This window comes from Bradyrhizobium sp. SZCCT0148, from assembly GCF_018129985.1.
GTDB classification, from domain to species: domain Bacteria; phylum Pseudomonadota; class Alphaproteobacteria; order Rhizobiales; family Xanthobacteraceae; genus Bradyrhizobium; species Bradyrhizobium japonicum_H.
In genome coordinates this window covers 103,113-124,528 of record NZ_JAFCKT010000006.1, presented here as the reverse complement: position 1 = coordinate 124,528, position 21,416 = coordinate 103,113, and the positions used below count along the sequence as shown (strand labels likewise).

The 21,416-nt window shown below is 64.3% G+C and carries 16 protein-coding genes; 12 read left to right on the top strand and 4 right to left on the bottom strand.

Translation table 11 applies throughout. The annotated features are described in order from the left end of the window. Positions 1-89 precede the first annotated feature (89 nt). Complete coding sequence (locus JQ580_RS19755) at positions 90-959, top strand: SDR family oxidoreductase (protein WP_212281894.1); 870 nt, start codon at positions 90-92, stop codon at positions 957-959. 62 nt (positions 960-1,021) lie between these two features. Here JQ580_RS19755 and JQ580_RS19750 read toward each other — a convergent pair whose 3' ends face one another. Beyond that, complete coding sequence (locus JQ580_RS19750; RefSeq protein ID WP_212282113.1) at positions 1,022-2,758, bottom strand: bifunctional protein-serine/threonine kinase/phosphatase; 1,737 nt, start codon at positions 2,756-2,758, stop codon at positions 1,022-1,024. A gap of 62 nt (positions 2,759-2,820) precedes the next feature. Next, entirely contained in the window at positions 2,821-3,660 is an 840-nt protein-coding gene (locus JQ580_RS19745; RefSeq protein WP_212281893.1) for a formate/nitrite transporter family protein, read from the bottom strand. A gap of 660 nt (positions 3,661-4,320) precedes the next feature. Between JQ580_RS19745 and JQ580_RS19740 the strand changes: the two genes are divergently transcribed. From JQ580_RS19740 to JQ580_RS19700, 9 genes are all read left to right on the top strand, one after another. Next, entirely contained in the window at positions 4,321-5,640 is a 1,320-nt protein-coding gene (locus JQ580_RS19740; RefSeq protein ID WP_212281892.1) for a CmpA/NrtA family ABC transporter substrate-binding protein, read from the top strand. 60 nt (positions 5,641-5,700) lie between these two features. Further along, the gene (gene ntrB, locus JQ580_RS19735; protein ID WP_212281891.1) at positions 5,701-6,597 is read left to right on the top strand and encodes a nitrate ABC transporter permease; all 897 of its coding nucleotides are present in this window, start codon (positions 5,701-5,703) and stop codon (positions 6,595-6,597) included. A 12-nt stretch (positions 6,598-6,609) separates the two neighbouring features. Beyond that, on the top strand, positions 6,610-7,404 hold the full coding sequence (locus tag JQ580_RS19730; protein WP_212281890.1) for an ABC transporter ATP-binding protein: 795 nt from the start codon (positions 6,610-6,612) through the stop codon (positions 7,402-7,404). A 120-nt stretch (positions 7,405-7,524) separates the two neighbouring features. Next, positions 7,525-7,953: a globin family protein gene (locus tag JQ580_RS19725; RefSeq protein WP_212281889.1), complete on the top strand. Its 429-nt coding sequence runs from the start codon at positions 7,525-7,527 to the stop codon at positions 7,951-7,953. A gap of 10 nt (positions 7,954-7,963) precedes the next feature. After that, the gene (locus tag JQ580_RS19720) at positions 7,964-9,181 is read left to right on the top strand and encodes an NAD(P)/FAD-dependent oxidoreductase (protein ID WP_212281888.1); all 1,218 of its coding nucleotides are present in this window, start codon (positions 7,964-7,966) and stop codon (positions 9,179-9,181) included. A 1-nt stretch (position 9,182) separates the two neighbouring features. Next, on the top strand, positions 9,183-11,888 hold the full coding sequence (locus tag JQ580_RS19715) for a nitrate reductase (RefSeq protein ID WP_212281887.1): 2,706 nt from the start codon (positions 9,183-9,185) through the stop codon (positions 11,886-11,888). A gap of 595 nt (positions 11,889-12,483) precedes the next feature. Further along, a complete protein-coding gene (locus JQ580_RS19710) occupies positions 12,484-13,323 on the top strand; it encodes an aldo/keto reductase (RefSeq protein WP_212281886.1) in 840 nt (279 codons plus the stop codon). Positions 13,324-13,511: 188 nt separating this feature from the next. Then, positions 13,512-14,453, top strand: coding sequence for a DMT family transporter (locus tag JQ580_RS19705; protein ID WP_199580986.1), 942 nt, complete (start codon positions 13,512-13,514; stop codon positions 14,451-14,453). Between the two features lie 60 nt (positions 14,454-14,513). Continuing rightward, complete coding sequence (locus JQ580_RS19700) at positions 14,514-15,593, top strand: zinc-binding dehydrogenase (RefSeq protein WP_212281885.1); 1,080 nt, start codon at positions 14,514-14,516, stop codon at positions 15,591-15,593. A 4-nt stretch (positions 15,594-15,597) separates the two neighbouring features. On the opposite strand, the gene JQ580_RS19695 is transcribed toward JQ580_RS19700, so the two are convergent. Further along, positions 15,598-16,059, bottom strand: coding sequence for an Lrp/AsnC family transcriptional regulator (locus tag JQ580_RS19695; protein WP_212282112.1), 462 nt, complete (start codon positions 16,057-16,059; stop codon positions 15,598-15,600). 134 nt (positions 16,060-16,193) lie between these two features. Here JQ580_RS19695 and JQ580_RS19690 point away from each other — a divergent pair, with 134 nt between their 5' ends. Next, entirely contained in the window at positions 16,194-18,557 is a 2,364-nt protein-coding gene (locus JQ580_RS19690) for a transketolase (RefSeq protein WP_212281884.1), read from the top strand. Between the two features lie 270 nt (positions 18,558-18,827). Next, positions 18,828-20,258 carry an aldehyde dehydrogenase family protein gene (locus JQ580_RS19685; protein WP_212281883.1) on the top strand — a complete coding sequence of 477 codons (1,431 nt, stop codon included), beginning with the start codon at positions 18,828-18,830 and terminating at the stop codon, positions 20,256-20,258. 176 nt (positions 20,259-20,434) lie between these two features. Here the strand turns inward: JQ580_RS19685 and JQ580_RS19680 are convergent, their stop codons facing one another. Next, positions 20,435-21,415, bottom strand: coding sequence for an SMP-30/gluconolactonase/LRE family protein (locus JQ580_RS19680; RefSeq protein WP_212281882.1), 981 nt, complete (start codon positions 21,413-21,415; stop codon positions 20,435-20,437). Between the last annotated feature and the right edge of the window lies 1 nt (position 21,416).

Sequence of the window (21,416 nt, the reverse complement as noted above, 5' to 3'; positions counted from 1 at the left end):
GAGACGACCTGTCCAAATATAGCGCCTTTCGGACCGCATGTGGATCACTAATTTCCGGGATGTCTTCTGACCCGAACCGGAGTGATCCCATGACCATCCTCGTTACCGGCGCAACCGGCACCATCGGCCGCCAAGTCGTCGAACAACTCGTCAAGCGGGGCGCGGATGTGCGCGCGCTCGTCCGAAATCCCGAGAAGGCCAACTTCCCTTCAGGTGTCGCCGTCGCCCAAGGCGACTTGCTGGACGTCGATTCCTTGCGCGGTGCGTTGTCGGGCGTCTCGACCCTGTTCCTGCTCAATGCCGTGGTGCCGGATGAATTCACCCAGGCGCTGACTGCGCTCAACCTGGCAAGAGAGGCCGGCATCGAGCGGTTCGTCTATCTGTCGGTGATCCACAGCGACCGCTACGTCAACGTGCCGCACTTCGCCGGCAAGTTCGGCGTCGAGCGCATGATCGAGCAGATGGGGTTCAATGCCACTATCCTGCGCCCCGCATACTTCATGAACAACGAGCTCATGATCAAGGATGCGGTGACCGGGTACGGCGTCTATCCCATGCCGATCGGCAGCAAGGGACTGGCGATGATCGACGCGCGCGATATCGGCGAGATCGCGGCGATCGAATTGATCCGCCGCGAGACATCCGCCACGCCGCTTCCGCTCGATCGCATCAATCTCGTTGGTCCCGATACATTGACTGGCGCGAAAGCTGCGGCGATCTGGTCGGACGTGCTCGGGCGCACGATCGCCTATGGCGGTGACGACCCCGCCGGATTCGAAAAGAACCTCAGGCAGTTCATGCCCGGCTGGATGGCCTTCGACATGCGGGTGATGAGCGAGCGCTTCCTCTCGGAGGGAATGATCCCGGAGGCCGGCGACGTCGAGCGTCTGACGGATATTCTCGGCCGTCCCTTGCGTTCCTATCGCGACTTCGTCGCGGAGATCACGGCCTCTGCCTGAGGGCTTGCCGGCGCCTTCTGAATCGCTCGCCACTCCTCATGTGGCGAGCGGGCGGCCTTTGATCAGCGCGCGTGCAGCAGCGCCAGCAGCACGACGACCGCGCAGGCGAGCGCCGCTGTCGTCAGCTTCCAGAACATCAGCGGGCTGCGCTCCAGGAGCGGGGTGATCCGCGTGTCGAGATAGGCCGGATTGGGGTTTCGAAGTTCGAAGACGAACTCCGAAAGATCTTCGTGCCGCTTGGTGGGGTCGGGATGGAGCGCGCGGCGCAGCGCGCCGTCGATCCAGGCCGGCACGTTGCGGTCGCCGTCTGCGGCGCGATATTTGAGCCTCCGCACGTCCGCCTTGCGCCTGATCCTGGCAATCTGGGTCCCGTAGGGAAGTTGTCCCGTCAGCATCTGGTAGCAGATCACTGCCAGTGAAAACATGTCGGAGCGCGGCGAGCCGCCTTGCCCGAGAAAATACTCCGGCGCCGTATACTGAATCGTGCCGAGGATGTCGTCGGTCTCGTCCGGCGTCGCCGCTTCCGCGACACCGGCCACCCGGACCGATCCGAAGTCGATGATCTTGGCGGTCCCGGTCTTGTCGATCAGGATGTTGTCGGGCCGGAGGTCCTGATGCAGCATCTCCATGCGGTGGAAGGCGCGCAGGCCCGCGGCGATCTGCTCGATGAAGCCGCGGACGGTTTCGATATCGGGGCGCGGATTGTCGGTCATCCACTGCTTCAAGGTCTGGCCTTCGACGAACTCGGTCGCGACGTAGAGGTAGCTGCGTCGCCTGGACTGTGACAGCGGCTTCAGTACGTGCGGGCTGTCGATCCGGCGCGCGATCCACTCCTCCATCAGGAAACGCTTGAGATAGGCGGCATCGTCGCGCAAATCGACCGACGGCAGCTTGAGCGCGACCGGCTGCTCGGTCTCGACGTCGACGGCGAGATAAATGTGGCTGCGGCTGCTGCCGTGGATTTCCCTGATGATGCGGTAGCCGTCGAACAGCGCCCGCGGCTCCGGCAGCGGAGGCAGCGGCAATTGCGAGGTCTGATTGATGATGCCGGCCGGCTCGCGCTGCGGCACCGCGTCGATGCGCAGGATCTGGACCGTGATGTTGTCGTCGCTGCCGCGCCGGTAGGCTTCCTCGACGATTGCCTTCGCCGCTGCGTCGAGCTCACCGGCGTGCTCGTTCAGCGCGCCCGTGACGAAGCGCGCGTCGACGAATTCGTAGGCGCCGTCGGTCGCCAGCAGGAAGATGTCGCCGGCCTCGACCTCCAGCGCCTGGTAGTCGATCTCGAGCTGCGGATTGATGCCGAGCGCGCGGCCGAGATATGTCTGCTCCGACGACACGATGATGCGGTGATCGTCGGTCAGCTGCTCCAGCGCCTTGCCGGCGACGCGGTAGATGCGGCAGTCGCCGACATGGAAGATGTGCGCGGTGGTCGCCTTGATGACCATAGCGCTGAGGGTGCAGACATAGCCCTTGTCGCGGTCATAGGCATATTGGCTCTTGCGCGTCTGCGCATGCAGCCAGGAATTGGTGGCATCCAGCACGCGGCGGGCCGAGGTCTTCACCGTCCAGGATTCCGACGTGCAGTAATAGTCCATCAGGAAGCTCTTGACCGCTGATTCGCTGGCGATCTGGCTTACCGTGCTGCTGGAGATGCCGTCGGCGAGGACCGCTGCGATGCCTTTCAGGCCGAGCAGCGGCTCCTCTGGAATCAGGACGCCGTGAAAATCCTGATTGATGGCCTTGCGGCCCTTGTCGGAGTGCTGGCCGACCGAGATCAGGAGTCCGCGGGTCATCGTCATCACCGGAAAGGGGCGAAGCCTCACCCTGCTCGGGTGGGGCTTCCCTGTCGAGACGTATTCGATCAGGCCACGACGCGAGGCTTGGCCGCCTTGTCGAACTGGCGCTTCGGCTTGGTGAGGACATGCGTGGTGTAGAGGGTCATGCCGGTAAAGGCGAGGCCTCCCACGAGGTTGCCGAGCACGGTCGGAATCTCATTCCAGATCAGATAGTCCATGATCGAGAATTTCGCATGGAGCATCAGGCCCGACGGGAACAGGAACATGTTCACGACGGAATGTTCGAACACCATGTAGAAGAACACCAGGATCGGCATCCACATCGCGATGACCTTGCCGGGGACCGAGGTCGAGATCATGGCGCCGACGACGCCGGTCGAGACCATCCAGTTGCAGAGCATGCCGCGCATGAACAGGGTCGCCATGCCGGCTGCGCCGTGTGCGGCATAGCCGAGCGTCCGGCCTTCGCCGATGTTGCCGATCGCCGCGCCGACCTTGTCGGGCGCCTCGGTGAAGCCGAACGTCGTGACGAAGGCCATCATGAAGGCCACGGTGAAGGCGCCGGCGAAATTGCCGACGAACACCAGACCCCAATTGCGCAGAACGCCGCCGATCGTGACGCCCGGGCGCTTGTCGATCAGGGCGAGCGGCGAGAGCACGAACACGCCGGTGAGGAGATCGAAGCCCAGCAGATAGAGCATGACGAAGCCGACCGGAAACAGCAGCGCGCCGACCAGCGGCTGACCCGTGTTCACGTTGATCGTGACGGCGAACCAGGCCGCCAGCGCCAGGATGGCGCCGGCCATATAGGCGCGGATGATGGTATCCCGGGTGGACATGAAGATCTTGGACTCGCCCGCATCCACCATCTTGGTGACGAATTCCGAAGGCGCGAGATACGACATCAATGGTTCCTTTGCTTCATTGGCGAGATCGACGCACGCCTGACGGGAGCGCGCGCGAACGTCGTCGGCCGTGGGTCGGCCGCATGGGGTGATGGAAGGTGGAAGCCTGGCGATCGCGTCACGAGGACTGAGCCGAAGTTGGCCGCGGACCGGTCGAGCGTCCGAAAATGCAGCCGCCAGAGGCTGCAACAGTGCGGCGAACCGCAGGTCATCATTGACGCAATTTTACAAGCAAGCCGTGTGCCGTTCTGGAAACGCATAGAACTGCTATAATTTCAATGTGATATCGAAAGCGATCGCTGTTGCGGGCGCGGCGGGCGCTTGCTCTTTGAGCTGATGCACAGGATTTGTGCGGCGCACAGTGATTGAGCAAATCGCAAATTTCCCGTGCGGAAGACCGGCGGCGTCCTCAATGGCTGGTTTTATAAGCCTTTGAAGTTGCTTCAGTCTTCGAAGCTTCAGGCTTGGCACGAAGCTTGAATAGTTCCAATTCGACGCCATTGAAGCCGTCCCGCGAGACCTCTCATCCGATTTGCTGACGCACCCAGGCGGGGGTCTCCCCCGCCGTTGCGTTCGCATGCGCCAAACGGCGTCGTCGGGCGGACGGGCTGCTCGCGTGCATTGACGCCATCATCATCGCAAAGACGCAAAGGACGACACATGACCAAGCGCACGCGCCGGCCCTCGGACCATCGGCTCAGCCGCCGTCAATTGTTGAAGGCCGCGGGCTCGACAGCCGCGCTTCTCGCAGCCGCAAAGCTGAATTTCCCCGCCGGCGCGTTCGCGCAGGATGCAGGCCCCGAGGTCAAGGGCGCCAAGCTCGGCTTCATCGCGCTCTCCGATGCCGGCCCGCTCTTCGTCGCCAAGGACAAGGGGCTGTTCGCGAAATATGGCATGCCCGACACCGACGTGCAGAAGCAGGCCTCCTGGGGCACCACGCGCGATAACCTTGTGCTCGGCTCCGAAGGCAACGGCATCGACGGCGCACATATCCTGACCCCGATGCCGTATCTGATCTCGGCCGGCAAGGTGACGCAGAACAATCAGCCGACGCCGATGTACATCCTGGCGCGTCTCAATCTCGATGCGCAGTGCATCTCCGTCGCCAAGGAATATGCCGACCTCAAGGTCGGCGCCGATGCGTCGGTGCTGAAGGCCGCATTCGAGAAAAAGAAGGCAGATGGTAAATCGGTAAAGGTCGCGATGACCTTCCCCGGCGGCACGCACGATCTCTGGGTCCGCTACTGGCTTGCGGCCGGCGGCATTGATCCTGACAAGGATGTCGAGACCATCACCGTCCCGCCGCCGCAGATGGTAGCCAACATGAAGGTCGGCACCATGGACGCCTTCTGCGTCGGTGAGCCCTGGCCCGGGCAGCTGGTGCACCAGGGGATCGGCTACACGGCCGTCAACACCGGCGAGATCTGGAGCAAGCACCCCGAGAAGTCACTCGGCATGCGTGCAGCCTGGGTCGACAAGAACCCGAAGGCCGCGAAGGCAATCCTGATGGCGGTGATGGAGGCGCAGCAATGGGCCGACAAGATGGAGAACAAGGAAGAGCTCGCCACCATCATGGCAAAGCGGCAGTGGATCAACTGCCCCGTCGAGGACATCGCCGATCGCGCCAAAGGCAAGTTCGACTACGGCATTCCTGGCAAGGTGGTCGAGAACTCGCCGCACATTATGAAGTATTGGCGCGACCATGCCTCCTATCCGTTCCAGAGCCATGACCTCTGGTTCATGACGGAAGACATCCGCTGGGGCAAATACGATGCCGGCTTCGACAGCAAGGCGCTGATTGCCAAGGTCAACCGCGAAGATCTCTGGAAGGACGCAGCCAAGACGCTCGGCGTCGCGGCTGCCGACATTCCGGCCTCGACCTCGCGCGGCAAGGAGACCTTCTTCGACGGGAAGGTGTTCGATCCCGAAAATCCGGCGGCCTATCTGAAGTCGCTCGCGATCAAGCGCGTCGAAGTCTGATGGAGCCAGCGGCCGCCGCCAGGCGGCCGCATCGTCTTTTGGAGCCGGAGAGATATGGCCATGAACATGCCTGCCACAAAGTTGGATGTTGAGACCGCGAAGCCCGTCGGAGCGGCCGCGCCGGTCGTTGCGATGACGCCGAAGCGTCCGCCGCGCAGTGAGGCTTATGCGCGGATGGCACGGGAGACCGCCGTGCGCGTGATCCCGCCGCTGGTCGTGATCGCGCTGCTGACGCTGGTGTGGGAGCTGGTCTGCCGCCGCGCCGGCTCGGCGCTGCCGCCGCCGTCAAAGGTATTCAAGGACACAAAGGAGCTGATCTTCGATCCGTTCTTCGACCATGGCGGCATCGACAAGGGTCTGTTCTGGCATCTTTCCGCCAGTCTCCAGCGCGTCGCGCTCGGCTATTCGATCTCAGCCATCGCCGGCATCGCGCTCGGTGTGCTGGTCGGGCAATCGGTCTGGGCGATGCGCGGGCTCGATCCGCTGTTCCAGGTCCTGCGCACCATTCCGCCGCTGGCCTGGCTGCCGCTGTCGCTCGCGGCGTTCCGCGACGGCCAGCCTTCGGCGATCTTCGTCATCTTCATCACCTCGATCTGGCCGATCATCATCAACACCGCGGTCGGCATCCGCAACATCCCGCAGGATTACCGCAACGTCGCCGCGGTGGTGCAGCTCAACCCGCTCGAGTTCTTCGCCAAGATCATGATCCCGGCGGCGGCGCCCTACATCTTCACGGGCCTGCGCATCGGCATCGGCCTGTCATGGCTCGCCATCATCGCAGCGGAAATGCTGATCGGCGGTGTCGGCATCGGCTTCTTCATCTGGGACGCGTGGAACTCCTCGCATATCAGCGAGATCATCCTTGCGCTGTTCTATGTCGGCATCGTCGGCTTCGTGCTCGATCGAGTGATCGCGGGCCTCGGCAAAATCGTCACCCGCGGCACCGCGCAGAACTGAGGGGAGCGGCACATGACCGCCTATCTGAAGCTCGACCATATCGACAAGATCTTCACCCGCGGCGCCGCCACCACGGAGGTGCTGAAAGACATCAACCTGACGATCGAGAAGGGCGAATACGTCTCGATCATCGGCCATTCCGGTTGCGGCAAGTCGACCCTGCTCAACATCATCGCAGGATTGACCAACGCCTCGACCGGCGGCGTGCTGCTGGAGGAGCGCGAAGTGAACTCGCCAGGGCCCGATCGCGCCGTGGTGTTCCAGAACCACAGCCTGCTGCCGTGGCTCACGGTCTACGAGAACGTCAGGCTCGGCGTCGACAAGGTGTTCGCGAGGACCAAGACCCGCGCCGAACGCGATGCCTGGGTGATGCACAATCTCAATCTGGTGCAGATGGCCCATGCCAGGGACAAGCGTCCTTCCGAAATCTCCGGCGGCATGAAGCAGCGCGTCGGCATCGCGCGGGCGCTGGCGATGGAGCCGAAGGTGCTGCTGCTGGACGAGCCGTTCGGCGCGCTCGACGCGCTGACCCGCGCACATCTCCAGGACTCCGTGATGGCGCTGCACCAGAAGCTCGGCAACACCATCTTGATGATCACTCACGACGTCGACGAGGCCGTGCTGCTGTCCGACCGCATCGTGATGATGACGAATGGGCCGAGCGCGCGCATCGGCGAGGTGCTGGAGGTACCGCTGGCGCGCCCGCGCAAGCGGCTCGAGCTCGCAACCAACGCGACTTACCTGAAGTGCCGGCAGCGCGTGCTTGAATTCCTCTACGAACGTCACCGTTTCGTCGAGGCGGCGTGAGCAGGCCCGAATGTCGCTTCTCCCCGTACGCGGGGGGAAGTCTCTCTGATGACGTTTGACCCATGAACCTTGTTCGCAATGGCGCGCACCAAGGCAAACCGAAACAGACAGGAGGCCATCATGACGCCCGAACAGATCACCCTCATCCAGCAGAGCTTTTCCAAGGTCGCACCGATCTCGGAAACGGCCGCGGTGCTGTTCTACGATCGCCTGTTCGAGGTGGCGCCATCCGTGCGCGCGATGTTTCCGCAAGACATGACCGAGCAGCGGAAGAAACTGATGGGCATGCTCGCTACCGTCGTCGGCGGCCTGTCGAACCTCGAAACGATTCTTCCCGCGGCCTCTGCGCTTGCCAAGCGTCATGTCGCCTACGGCGCCAAGGCCGAGCACTATCCCGTGGTCGGCGCGACTTTGCTGTGGACTCTGGAGAAGGGGCTTGGCGAAGCCTGGACGCCTGAACTCGCCGCCGCCTGGACGGAGGCTTACGGTGTTCTGTCCGGCTACATGATGTCCGAGGCCTATGGCGCGCAAGCGCAGGCCGCCGAATAGGAGATGCCTTGTGAGCGAACCGCTGGTCATCGTCGGTAACGGCATGGCGGCTGCGCGTCTGGTCGACGAGCTCGCCAAGAGCTCGCTCGGCCGCTACGCTGTCGCGGTGATCGGCGAAGAGCCGCGGCTCGCTTACAACCGCGTGCTGCTTTCTTCCGTGTTGGCCGGCGAGACCGGCTCGCACGAGATCGAGCTCCGGCCGGCCGATTGGTGGCGCCATCGCGGCGTCACGGTTCGCTACGGCTATCGCGTCACCGAGATCGACACCGGCCGCCGCGAGCTCAAGATCGCGGGCGAAGAGAGCATGCAATACTCCAAGCTTGTGCTCGCCACCGGATCGACGCCGCTGCGGCTCAATTTGCCGGGTGCCGATCTTGCCGGTGTGCACACCTTTCGCGATACGCGCGACGTCGATCTTCTGCTGACGCTGGCGGCTGCGAAGAAGCGCGTCGTCGTGGTTGGCGGCGGCCTGCTCGGACTCGAGGCAGCCTACGGCCTCGCCAAGGCCGGCGCGCCGGTCACTCTGCTGCATCTGATGGATCGGCTGATGGAGCGCCAGCTCGATGGGCCGGCCGCCGGCCTGCTCAAGACGCTGGTCGAGCACAAGGGCATCCGCATCCTGCTCAACGCCACGACCGCCCGCATCCATGGCGATGGCCGCGTCGAAGCCGTCGAGCTTGCGGATGGCAGCCGTATCGAGGCCGACGCCGTCATCTTCGCGGCCGGCATCAAGCCGAACGTGGCGCTCGCCAAGGATGCCGGCATCGCGGTCAACCGCGGTGTCGTCGTCAACGATTTGATGCAGACGTCCTCGCCCGACATCTTCGCGCTCGGCGAATGCGCCGAGCATCGCGGCACCTGCTACGGGCTGGTCGAGCCTGCCTATGAGCAGGCGCGAGTGCTCGCGCGGCATCTGGCCGGCAAGCCCGCCGCCTATCAGGGGAGCGTGGTCTCGACCAATCTCAAGGTCTCCGGCGTCAGCGTGTTCTCCGCCGGCGACTTCATGGGCGGCGAGGGCAGCGAGAGCCTTGTGCTGACTGACCGCAGGCGCGGCACCTACAAGAAGCTCGTGGTCGCCGATGGCCGGCTCACCGGCGTGGTGCTGATCGGCGATACCGTCGATGCGCTCTGGTATCTCGAACTGATCCGCAATCGCGACAAGGTGGCGGCGATCCGCACCGACATGATGTTCGGTCGCGCGCTCGCGCTGCCTTCGAAGGCAGCTTGATATGACGGCGATCGATCCCGCGCTCCGTGCCACCAGGACGACCTGCCCCTATTGCGGCGTCGGTTGCGGCGTGCTGGCCACCCCGGACGGGAAGGGCGGTGCCGCGATTGCTGGTGATCCCGATCATCCCGCCAATTTCGGCCGGCTGTGCTCGAAAGGCTCTGCGCTCGGGGAGACCGTCGGGCTCGAAAGCCGTCTGCTCTATCCGATGATCCGCTGCAAGGGCGTGCTCGAACGCGTCGCCTGGAGCGACGCGCTAGATCATGTCGCCCATCGCATGCAGCACATCGTGGCCCGCGACGGCGCCGACGCGGTCGCGTTCTATCTCTCCGGCCAGCTCCTGACCGAGGACTATTACGTCGCCAACAAGCTGATGAAGGGCTTCGTCGGCACGGCGAACGTCGACACGAATTCGCGGCTCTGCATGTCGTCCTCGGTCGCCGGCCATCGCCGGGCCTTCGGCTCCGACACCGTCCCAGGCTGCTACGAGGATCTCGACCAAGCCGATCTGCTCGTTTTCGTCGGCTCGAACGCGGCCTGGTGCCATCCCGTGCTGTTCCAGCGCATGCTGAAGAACCGTGGGGAGCGCGGCGCGCGCATGATCGTGATCGACCCGCGCCGTACCGACACCGCGGGCGATGTCGACCTGTTCCTTGGCCTCAAGCCCGGCACCGACACTGCGCTGTTCTCCGGCCTGTTCGTCCATCTCGCCGACAGCAGTGCGCTGGACCAGGCCTACATCGCAAGCAACACGTCCGGCTTCGACGAAGCGCTGGCCCGCGCGCGCAACATCGCCGGCAGCGTCAGCGCGACCGCGCTGGCCACGGGCCTCTCCGAGCAGGACGTTGCGACTTTCTTCAAGATGTTCCGCACCACCGAAAAGGTTGTCACGCTGTATTCCCAAGGCGTCAACCAGTCCGCGCAGGGCACCGACAAGGTCAACGCGATCCTGAACTGCCATCTTGCCACCGGGCGCATCGGCAAGCCTGGTGCCTCGCCGTTCTCGCTCACCGGCCAGCCGAATGCGATGGGCGGCCGTGAAGTCGGCGGTCTCGCCAACCAGCTCGCCGCGCACATGAACTTCACGCCGCCCGACATCGATCGTGTCAGGCGGTTCTGGAAGGCGCCGCGTATCGCCACCCATGAAGGGTTGAAGGCGGTGCAGCTGTTCGAAGCCATCCATCGCGGCGAGGTCAAGGCGCTGTGGGTGATGGGAACCAACCCCGCTGTGTCGCTGCCCGAAGCGGACTTCGTGCGCGAGGCATTGAAGAAGCTCGAGCTGTTCGTGGTGTCCGAGAACGTGCTCTCCAACGATACGGTCGAGGCAGGTCCGCATGTGCTGCTTCCGGCGCTCGCCTGGGGCGAGAAGTCGGGCACCGTGACCAACTCCGAGCGCCGCATCTCGCGCCAGCGCTCGTTCCTGCCGGCGCCGGGCGAGGCGCGGCCGGATTGGTGGATCCTCAGCGAAACCGCAAAGCGCCTCGGCTTCGGCGACAGCTTCAACTACAAATCGGCAGCCGAGATTTTCCGTGAGCATGCCGCGCTCTCGGCGTTCGAGAACGACGGCAGCCGCGATTTCGACATCGGTGCGCTGACCTCGCTGTCGGACGAGGCCTTCGACGCCTTGAAGCCGGTGCAATGGCCGGTGCGTGAAGGCGGGTCGCCCGGCGAGCGCTTCTTTGCGAGCGGCGGCTTCTTCACCAACGACGGCAAGGGCCGCTTCATTGCGCCGGAGGTGCCCGCGCTGCGCGGCGAGACCAGGCCATCACGTCCGCTGCGGCTCAACACCGGGCGCATCCGCGACCAGTGGCACACCATGACGCGCACGGGCCTCAGCCAGCGGCTGGGCGCGCATCTGCCGGAGCCGTTCGTCGAGATCCATCCCGACGACGCCGGCAAATACGGCATCGTTCACGACGGCTATGCCCGCGTCACCACCGATTACGGCCAGTGCATCCTGAAGGTCGTCGTCAGTGACGGCACTCAGCGTGGCACGCTGTTCGCGCCGATCCACTGGAGCGCGATGAATGCTTCGCACGGCCGCGTCGGCGCGCTGGTGCAGTCCTTCACCGATCCGTTCTCGGGGCAGCCGGAATCCAAGGCGACGCCGGCCGCGATCACTCCTTACGAATTCGTCTTTCGCGGCTTTGCACTGTCGCGGAGACAGCTCGATCTGCCGCCGAACCTGTTGTCGACCCGCGTTACGGTCAGCGGCGGTTTCGGTTATCTCTTTGCCGACAACGCGGACCTGTCGCGCTGGCCGGCCTGGCTCGAGAGCGTCGCCGGCGAGGACGTCGCCGACTATCGCGACATCGGCGGTGGTGTCTATCGTGCGGCGTCATTCGCAGGCGACCGCATCGAGACCTGCCTGTTCGTCGGTCCCGCGCATGATGCCGGCGACTGGGAGGTGGTGAAGGGCCTGTTCGTCGCCGATCACGTCACCGATGACCAACGCCGCATGCTGCTGTCGGGCAAGTCCTGCGAAGGGGCGGCCTCGACTGGCCCGGTCATCTGCGCCTGCTTCGGTGTGGGCCGCGGCACCGTCTGCGAGACCATCGCGGCCGGTGCCCGTACGGCTGCCGAAATCGGGGCCAAGCTCAAGGCCGGCACCAATTGCGGCTCCTGCATCCCGGAGCTGAATCGCCTCATTGCGACGACCGAGGTGGCGCCTGCGAAGCAGGTCAAGCTCGCGGGCGCGGTAGGGTAGGGCAGGTTCCTTCCATCGTCATCGCGGGCGCAGCGGAGCATTCCGGACTGTTTCCGCAGAGGCATTCCGGGTTGCGTCGCTACGCTCGCAATCACGGCGTGGATGCAGCTGTATGCCAAGAACTCCGCTCTTGTGCCCCGGACGCTTGCGCAGCACCGAGTGATGCGCTGCAGAGCCGGGGCCCATCCAGCTAACAGTGTATGGCCTTCTGGGTCTGCGTAGCAGCGTTTCACGCTGCAGCGCGTTCGCGATACGAAACCGCCGGGGGCGCCGCCATGCCCTCCGCCCCAATCGACGCGACGTCGATTGTGACCTATGATGCCGCGGCTCCCCCTCAGCACGCACAACAACAATGATGTACCTGGAAACGCCGCCGCGCCTGATCGAGACGAGCATCTTCTTCGCCATGCCCGAAAGATTTTGCCGCAAGAGGGTAGGGACGGCATGGTCCAAAGGGATCAGCATGGTGCAAGGCGGGATCGTTTCTACATCACGGAGTCGTCGACCGGCAGCGTGCTGGTCGCTGATATCGGCGGATTGAACTCCTGAGCTTTGTGGCGGTTGCCTGAGCGGACCAGCGATAGCGGAGACGAACATGAACACAAAACTCTTCGGCAAGACCAACGCCAACGTCTCCGTCATCGGGCAGGGCACCTGGTATCTCGACCAGGGCGATCGCAAGCGCGCGATTGCCGCGCTTCAACGCGGGCTCGATCTCGGCATGACCCATATCGACACCGCCGAGATGTATGGCGACGCAGAGCTCGTCATTGCGGACGCGATTGCAGGGCGGCGCGACGAGGTGTTCCTGGTCTCCAAGGTGCTGCCGAGCAACGCCTCGCGCCGCGGAACCATCACCGCCTGCGAGCGGTCGCTCAAGCGGCTGAAGACGGATCATCTCGATTGCTATCTGCTGCATTGGCGCGGCTCCTATCCGCTGGAAGACACCGTCGCCGCGTTCGAGGATCTGGTGAAATCAGGCAAGATCAAATCCTGGGGCGTCTCCAATTTCGATGCCGATGATCTCGACGAAATTCTCGAGGTCTCCGGCGAAGGCCGCATCGCTTGCAATCAGGTGCTCTATCATCTGAGGGAACGTGCGATCGAGCATGCAGTGATCCCCTGGTGTGAACGGCATGGTGTCGCTGTCGTGGCATATTCACCGTTCGGCCATGATGATTTTCCCGCGAGCAGCAGCAAGGACGGCGCCGTACTGGCGCGCATTGCCGAGACGCGGCGCGCGACACCGCGTCAGGTCGCGCTGAGCTTCCTCACTCGTGCGGCTACGGTGTTCGCGATTCCAAAGGCCTCGTCCGCCGAACATGCCGGCGAGAATGCGGCGGCCGGTGATCTCGTGCTGACGAAAGACGAGATTTCGGCGCTCGATGCGGCGTTTCCGCGCGGTCCGAAGCCGCGCAGCCTGCCCATGCTGTAGTGCACAAACGCCGATTGTTAACGGAGCATTGAGGCGCGCGGACGTCAGTGCATATCGGCATCCTGTTTTCGGAAGTTGTGAACGCGGCGCATTTGTCGTTTTTTACAACCGTTATCGATTCGCATTTCCCCCGGGTTCCAGCCGTGACACCGCCGCCCGCCGCAGCCGCTAGGCTCGACCGTATTCCCATGCCCGTGCCGGAGAAGAAGCAGAAGGCTCGCCGTGCGCCTGCGCGCGTCGATCATCCTTTCAAGGGCATTGCGCTGGTGCTGCTGTCGACGATCTTCCTCGGCTGCTCCGACACCACCGCGAAATATCTCTCGACCAGCCTGCCGTCGATCGAGATCACCTGGATCCGCTTCGTCACCTTCGCGCTGATGTTCACGCCGGTGATGCTGCCGGGCTCGCCGCTCCATGCGATGCGCACCGAGCGGCTCGGCCTGCAGCTGATGCGTGGCGCTGCGCTGCTCGGCTCCTCGCTGTTCTTCATCACCGGCCTGAGTTTCCTGCCGATTGCGGAAGCATCCGCCACCGGCTTCGTGTCGCCGCTGTTCGTCACGGCGCTGTCGATCGTCTTCCTCAGCGAGAAGGTCGGCCTGCGGCGCTGGATCGCGACCGGGATCGGGCTGACCGGCGTGCTGATCATCCTGCGGCCGGGCACCAGCGCGTTCCACGCCGCCGCGTTCTTCCCGATCATCTCGGCGTTCTGCTGGGCCGCCGCGCTGATCCTGACACGCATGATGAGCGGTCGCGAGGCCGTGCTCACCACCATGGCGTATTCCGCGCTGACGGGCGTTGCGATCCTGTCCGTGATGGTGCCGTTCGTCTGGGTCACGCCGACCTGGACTGCGATCGGTCTCGGCATCGTCATCGGCGTGGCCTCGACCGTCGGGCAGTGGATCATCGTGCTGGCCTATCGCTATGGCGATGCCTCGGTGCTGGCACCGTTCTCCTACACGCAGCTGCTCTGGGTCAGCATTTTGGGTTACTTCATCTTCGGTGAGGTCCCCGACGTCTGGACGGTCGTCGGCGCGGCCTTCATCGTCGCCAGCGGTCTCTACATCGCCCATCGCGAGCGCATCCGCCGCGCCCAGTTGCTGGTGCTGGAAGAGCGTTCCCCGAACCCCTGACGCAAGTTCGCGCGTCCTGTGACGTGCTATCAACGGCTTCAAGACTACGGGAGGAGCCGGATGCGCGCTGCGATTTTCAGGAACGGTGAGATTGTCGTCGACCGGATGGCCGAGCCGAAGCCGGGTCCGGGCCAGGTTTTGGTCAAGACGCTCGCTTGTGGCATCTGCGGCTCCGACCTGCATGCGCGCCAGCATGCGCCGCGGATGGTGGAGATGGCCAGGAAGACCGGCCGCACGCCGATGGACCTGTCGCGCGACGTCGTGTTCGGCCACGAATTCTGCTGCGAGATCGTCGACTACGGTCCGGGCACCGATCGCAGGCTCAAGCCTGGGACGCATGTCTGCTCGCTGCCGGCTTTGCTGACGCCGGAGGGTGTCAAGGGGATCGGCTATTCCAACGATTTCGTCGGCGGCTATGCGGAGCAGATGATCTTGAGCGAGCCGCTGCTGCTCGAAGTGCCCAACGGACTTGCGCCGGAACATGCCGCATTGACCGAGCCGCTCGCGGTCGGCGTTCACGCCGTGGCAAAGGCCAACATCCGGGGCGGCGAGGTGCCGCTCGTGATCGGCTGCGGGCCGGTCGGACTCGCAGTGATCGCCGCGCTTCGGATCAAGGGTCTCCATCCGATCGTTGCCGCCGACTATTCGCCGGCGCGGCGCGCGCTTGCCGCAAAGCTCGGCGCCGATATCGTCGTCGATCCCAGGGAGTCGCAGCCCTATGCGACCTGGGCCGAGCACGCACAGATGTCGGATGCGGAGAAGGCTGCGCGGCCGCCGTTCCAGGCCATGCTGCCGGCGCTGAAGCCCGCGATCATCTTTGAATGCGTCGGCGTGCCCGGCCTGCTGCAGCAGGTGTTCGAGGGCGCGCCGCGCGATGCCAAAATCGTGGTGGTCGGCGTCTGCATGGAGAGCGACAAGAGCGAACCCATGCTCGGCATCATGAAGGAGCTCAACGTCCAATACGTGCTCGGCTATACGCCGGACGAATTCGCAGGCTCGCTGCGCCTGATCGCGGAAGGGCAGGTGGATGCGGCGGCGATGGTCACGGCCGAAGTCGGCATCGACGGCGTCGCAAAGGCCTTCGCCGATCTCGCCAATCCCGAGGACCATACAAAGATCATCGTGCAGCCGTGGCGGTGACCTCCTACACCGGCAGCGCGATCGAGTACTTCACCTGGCTCAGCGCGAAGCTCGACTCAATCGAGGCGATGCCGTCGAGCCGGGTCAGCTTGGTCTTGAGGAACGTCTCGTAGGAGGCGAGGTCGGCCGCGACGACGCGGAGCAGGTAATCGCGGTTGCCGGTCATCAGATAGCATTCCAGCACCTCGTCCCATTTCGAGATCGCGCGTGCGAAGCGGTTGAGATCCTCCTCCTTCTGCCGTGCCAGCTTGATCGAGATGAACACGCTGACATGCAGGCCCAGCGCCTTCTGGTCCACGGTCGCGATGTAGCGCGAGATCACGCCGCGCTCCTCCAGCAGCTTGACCCGGCGGTGGCAGGGCGAGACGGACAGACCGACCTTCTCGGCGAGTTCCTGCATGGTCATGCGGCTGTCGGTCTGGAGGTAGCCGAGAATCTTGCGGTCGATGGCATCGAGCTCTGGCATTGGGATGAAACCTGTCATTGAAGCAATCCGTTGGTAAAATATCCCAATATTGTCAGGTATGGCGCAAAAAATTGAGAAGTTTGGCGCTTCCCTCAGGCGTATCATCGTCCCACCTGATTTCCGGGAGCATTGCCATGCCCGTCGATACCGCCCGCCTCGACACATTGACCGCCCTCAGCCGCAAGGCGCTGTGGCTGTCGTCCTGGACCATCCACCACGCCAACCACATTCGCCCTAATGCCGACGGCCTCAAGGTCGGCGGCCACCAGGCCTCTTCCGCCTCGCTCGCGACCATCATGTCGGCGCTTTACTTCCATGTGCTGCGCCCGGAGGATCGCGTCGCGGTGAAGCCGCATGCGAGCCCGGTGTTCCACGCCATCCAGTATCTGTTCGGCCGGCAGAGCCGCGAGAAGCTGGAGAACTTCCGCAACTTCAAGGGCGCGCAGTCCTATCCCTCGCGCACCAAGGACGTCGACGACGTCGATTTCTCCACCGGCTCGGTCGGCCTCGGCGTCGCGCAGACGCTGTTCGCCTCGCTGGTGCAGGACTACGTCAAGGCGCATGGCTGGGCGAAGGATCGCCGCGAAGGGCGGATGATCGCACTCGTCGGCGACGCCGAGATGGACGAGGGCAACATCTGGGAGGCGCTCGCCGAGGGCTGGAAGCATGGCCTGAGGAACACCTGGTGGGTGGTCGACTACAACCGCCAGTCGCTCGACGCCGTCGTGCGCGAAGGGCTCTGGGAAAAATTCGAGACCATGTTCCGCAATTTCGGCTGGGACGTGGTGATCGTGAAATACGGCCGCCTGATGCGCGAAGCGTTCGCGGAGCCCGGCGGCGAGGCGCTGAAGCGCTGGATCGACAATTGTCCGAACGCGCTCTACGCCGCGCTGTGCTTCCAGGGCGGTGCCGCCTTCCGCAAATACCTGCATGACGAGATCGGCGATCAGGGCCCGATCACCAAGCTGATCGACAAGCGCAGCGACGAGGAATTGCTGGCGCTGATGTCGAATCTCGGCGGCCACGACATGGCAAGCATGCTGGAGGCGTTCGAATCCATCGATCACGATCGCCCGGTTTGCTTCATCGCCTACACCATCAAGGGTGTCGGCCTGCCGTTTCAGGGCCACAAGGACAATCATGCCGGCCTGATGACGGTCGCGCAGATGGAGAAATACAGCGAGAGCCAGAACATCCGGCCCGGCCACGAATGGGACAAGTACGAGGGGCTTGCGCAATCGGCCGCCGAGCTCGATGCGTTTCTCGCGCGCGTGCCGTTCAACCGGGACGGCCGCCGCCTGACCGCGCCCGTCGTCGAGGTGCCCCAGCAGCTCGCGTTCAAGCCATCACCGCAGATGTCGACCCAGCAGGGCTTCGGCCTCGTGCTGAACGAGATCGCGCGCGGCGACAGCGAACTTGCCAGCCGCATCGTCACGACGTCGCCCGACGTCACCGTCTCGACCAATCTCGGTCCGTGGGTGAACCGGCGCGGCCTGTTCGCGCGCGCCGAGAAAGCGGACTTATTCCGTAGCGAGAAAATTCCGTCCACATTCAACTGGGATTTCTCGCCCAAGGGCCAGCATCTCGAGCTCGGCATCGCCGAGATGAACCTGTTCATCATGCTGTCGGCGCTCGGCCTGTCGCACCAGATCAACGGCGAGCGGCTGCTGCCGGTCGGCACGCTCTACGATCCCTTCATCGAGCGCGGCCTCGATGCGCTGAACTACGCCTGCTACCAGGATGCGCGCTTCATGGTGGCGGCAACGCCGTCGGGCATCACGCTGGCGCCCGAGGGCGGCGCGCACCAGTCGATTGCGACGCCGCTGATCGGCATGGCGCAGGACGGGCTCGCCTCGTTCGAGCCGGCCTTCGTCGACGAACTCGCCGTGATCATGGGCTGGGGCTTCAATCACATGCAGCGCGATCCGGGCGAGGGCGGTTCGGTCTATTTGCGGCTCTCGACGCGCAGCATCGATCAGGCCCAGCGGATCATGACCCCGGAGCTTGCGCAGGGCATCACCGACGGCGCCTACTGGCTGCGCAAGCCGGGCCCGAATGCCGAACTCGTGATAGCCTATACCGGCGCCGTCGCACCGGAAGCGATCGAGGCGACCGGCTTCATTGGCGAGAGCCGACGCGACATCGGCCTGCTCGCGATCACCTCGGCCGACCGGCTCCACGCGGGCTGGACCGCCGCACGGAAATTGCGACGCGACCGCCGCGGCGTGCAGCACCTCAGCCACATCGAGAAACTGCTGGCGCCCCTGCCGCGCGACTGCGGCATCGTGACCGTGATCGACGGCCATCCGGCGGCGCTCGGCTGGCTCGGCAGCGTCCGCGGCCATCGCGTCGAAGCGCTCGGCGTCGAGCAATTCGGCCAGACCGGCAGCATCGCCGACCTTTATCGGCACTACGGCATCGATGCCAATGCGATCATCGATGCGGCCGAAAGCCTCACCACCGGCGCCCCGGTGCTGCATCGGAAGATGGCGGTGTAGTCGAGGCAACCGGTCGGTCATTCCGGGGCCGCGCGTAGTGTCGAGCCCGGAATCCATACCGCCGATCGTGGTTATGGATTCCGCGCCCGCGCCAAGAGGGCGCGTTCCGGTATCACGACCGAGGGAGCCTTGCCACCTTTCCGCCATCGGCTCATATAGCCTCCGTCCGCCGCAACGCTGGCCCCGCATATGGCGGGTTCAATTGCCGGCGCTTTCGTGCAAGGATGCCTGCCGAAACGCCCCCCCCATGCCCCCAAGAAGAGGTTAACGATGGTCAATCGCATGCAATTCTACATCGACGGCGCCTGGGTCGATCCCGCCGTCAAGAAGTCAACTCCGGTCGTCAATCCCGCGACGGAAGAGGCGATGTACGAGGTTGCGCTGGGCTCCAAGGCCGACGTCGACAAGGCGGTTGCCGCCGCCAAGCGCGCTTTCGCAACCTTCTCCCAGACCAGCCGCGACGAGCGCGTCGCGCTGCTCACCAAGGTCATCGAAGTCTACAAGGGCCGCCTCAAGGAGATCGGCGCCGCCGTCTCCGACGAGATGGGCGCGCCATTGCCGATGGCCGAGAAGCTGCAGGCCGGCGCCGGCCTCGGCCATCTCATGACCACGCTCGACGTTCTCAAGAACTACCATTTCGAGGAGCCGGTCGGCACCGCCATGGTGCTGCGCGAGCCGATCGGCGTGGTCGGTATGATCACGCCCTGGAACTGGCCGCTCAACCAGATTGCCTGCAAGGTCGCGCCCGCGCTTGCCGCTGGTTGCACCATGATCCTGAAGCCCAGTGAATTCACGCCGACATCAGCGCTGATCTTCGCGGAAATCCTCCATGAAGCCGGCGTGCCGAAGGGCGTGTTCAACCTCGTCAACGGCCTCGGCCCCGAGGTCGGCGCCGCCATGAGCGAGCACCCCGACATCGACATGATCTCCTTCACCGGCTCGACCCGCGCCGGCATCGATGTGGCCAAGCGCGCAGCTCCCACCGTGAAGCGCGTCAGCCAGGAGCTGGGTGGCAAGTCGCCGAACGTCATCCTCGAAGGCGCCGACCTGCAGAAGGCGGTGACCGGCGGCGTGATGCACATGTTCAACAACTCCGGCCAGTCCTGCAATGCGCCCTCGCGCATGATCGTGCCGCTGTCCAAGATGAAGGACGTCGCCGCGATCGCGAAGGCGGTCGCCGACAAGACCAAGGCGGGCGATCCGCGCGCCGAAGGCACCACCATCGGCCCCGTCGTCAACCGTGGCCAGTGGGACAAGATCCAGGGCCTGATCAAGAAGGGCATCGACGAAGGCGCAACGCTGGTTGCGGGCGGCCCGGGCTTGCCCGAAGGCGTCAACAAGGGCTTCTATGTCCGTCCGACGATCTTCGCCGACGTCACCCCCGACATGACGATCGCTCGCGAGGAGATCTTCGGACCGGTGCTGACCATCATCGGCGCCAAGGACGAGGCGGAAGCCGTACAGATCGCCAACGACACGCCGTATGGCCTCGCCGGCTACGTCACCGGCGCGACCGTGGAGGACGCCAAGCGCGTCGGCCGCCAGATCCGCGCCGGCAACGTCAACCTCCAGGGCGTGCCCAACGACCGCACCGCGCCGTTCGGCGGCTACAAGCAGTCCGGCAATGGTCGCGAGTGGGGCAAGTACGGCCTCGAGGACTTCCTCGAAGTGAAGGCCGTCGCGGGCTTCAACGCGGCGTAAGTTTTAGCGATTGAACGAACGAAGCGCCGGAGCGGGCAACCGCTCCGGCGCTTTTTGTTTTGCTCCGCCGTCATTGCGAGCGAAGCGAAGCAACCCAGAATCTTTCCGCGGGTGCAGTCTGAATTGCTTCGTCGCAAGAACTCCTCGCAATGACGAGGAGAGAGCGGTGCGAAACTCTATCCTCCCACCGCGCCCTGCGTGTTCACATACAGCGCGTAGATCGACTGGCTCGCTGCCATGAACAGGCGGTTGCGCTTGACGCCGCCGAAGCAGAGATTGGCGCAGCGCTCTGGCAGCGCGATGCGGCCGATCATGACGCCGTCGGGTGCAAACACAACGACGCCGTCGAGCTCGGGATCGCCCATGCCCCAGCCGCACCAGAGATTGCCATCGATGTCGCAGCGCATGCCGTCGGGCGTGCCGGGACCGGCATCGACATGAACGCGCTTGTTGGAAATCGTGGTGCCATCCACTGATACGTCATAGGCGAGGATCTTGCGGTTCGGCACGCCGCGTGATTCCACGACATAGAGGATCTTCTCGTCCGGCGAGAAGCACAGCCCGTTCGGCCCGAGCACACCCTCGGCGACGATGGTCGCCTTGCCGGTCGCGGGATCGAGGCGATAGACATTCGGCTCGATCTCGGGCTCGGCCGTGTAGCCCTCGTAATTGCCGAGCAGGCCGAAGGTTGGGTCGGTGAACCAGATCGAGCCGTCCGATTTGACGACGGCATCGTTCGGCGAGTTCAACCGCTTGCCGTTGAATTGATCCATCAGCACGGTGATACTGCCGTCATATTCGGTGCGGGTCACGCGCCGCCCGCCATGCTCGCAGGTGACGAGCCGGCCCTGGCGGTCGCGTGTGTTGCCGTTGGCGAAATTGGAGGGCTTGCGGAACACGCTCACCGCGCCGGTCTCCTCCTCCCATCTGACGATGCGCTGATTTGGGATGTCGCTGCAGAGCAGATAGCGTCCGTCGCCGAACCACACCGGACCCTCGGCCCAGCGCAGGCCGGTCGCGAGACGTTCCACCGCCGACAGTTTCAGCCAGTATTTTTCGAAGCGGGGATCGAGCGCCTTGATCGCGGGGTCGGGGTAATAAGTCGCCGGCTGCCAGCCTTGGCGGAGATGCCCGGTGTGGGACGATGCCTCATTCATG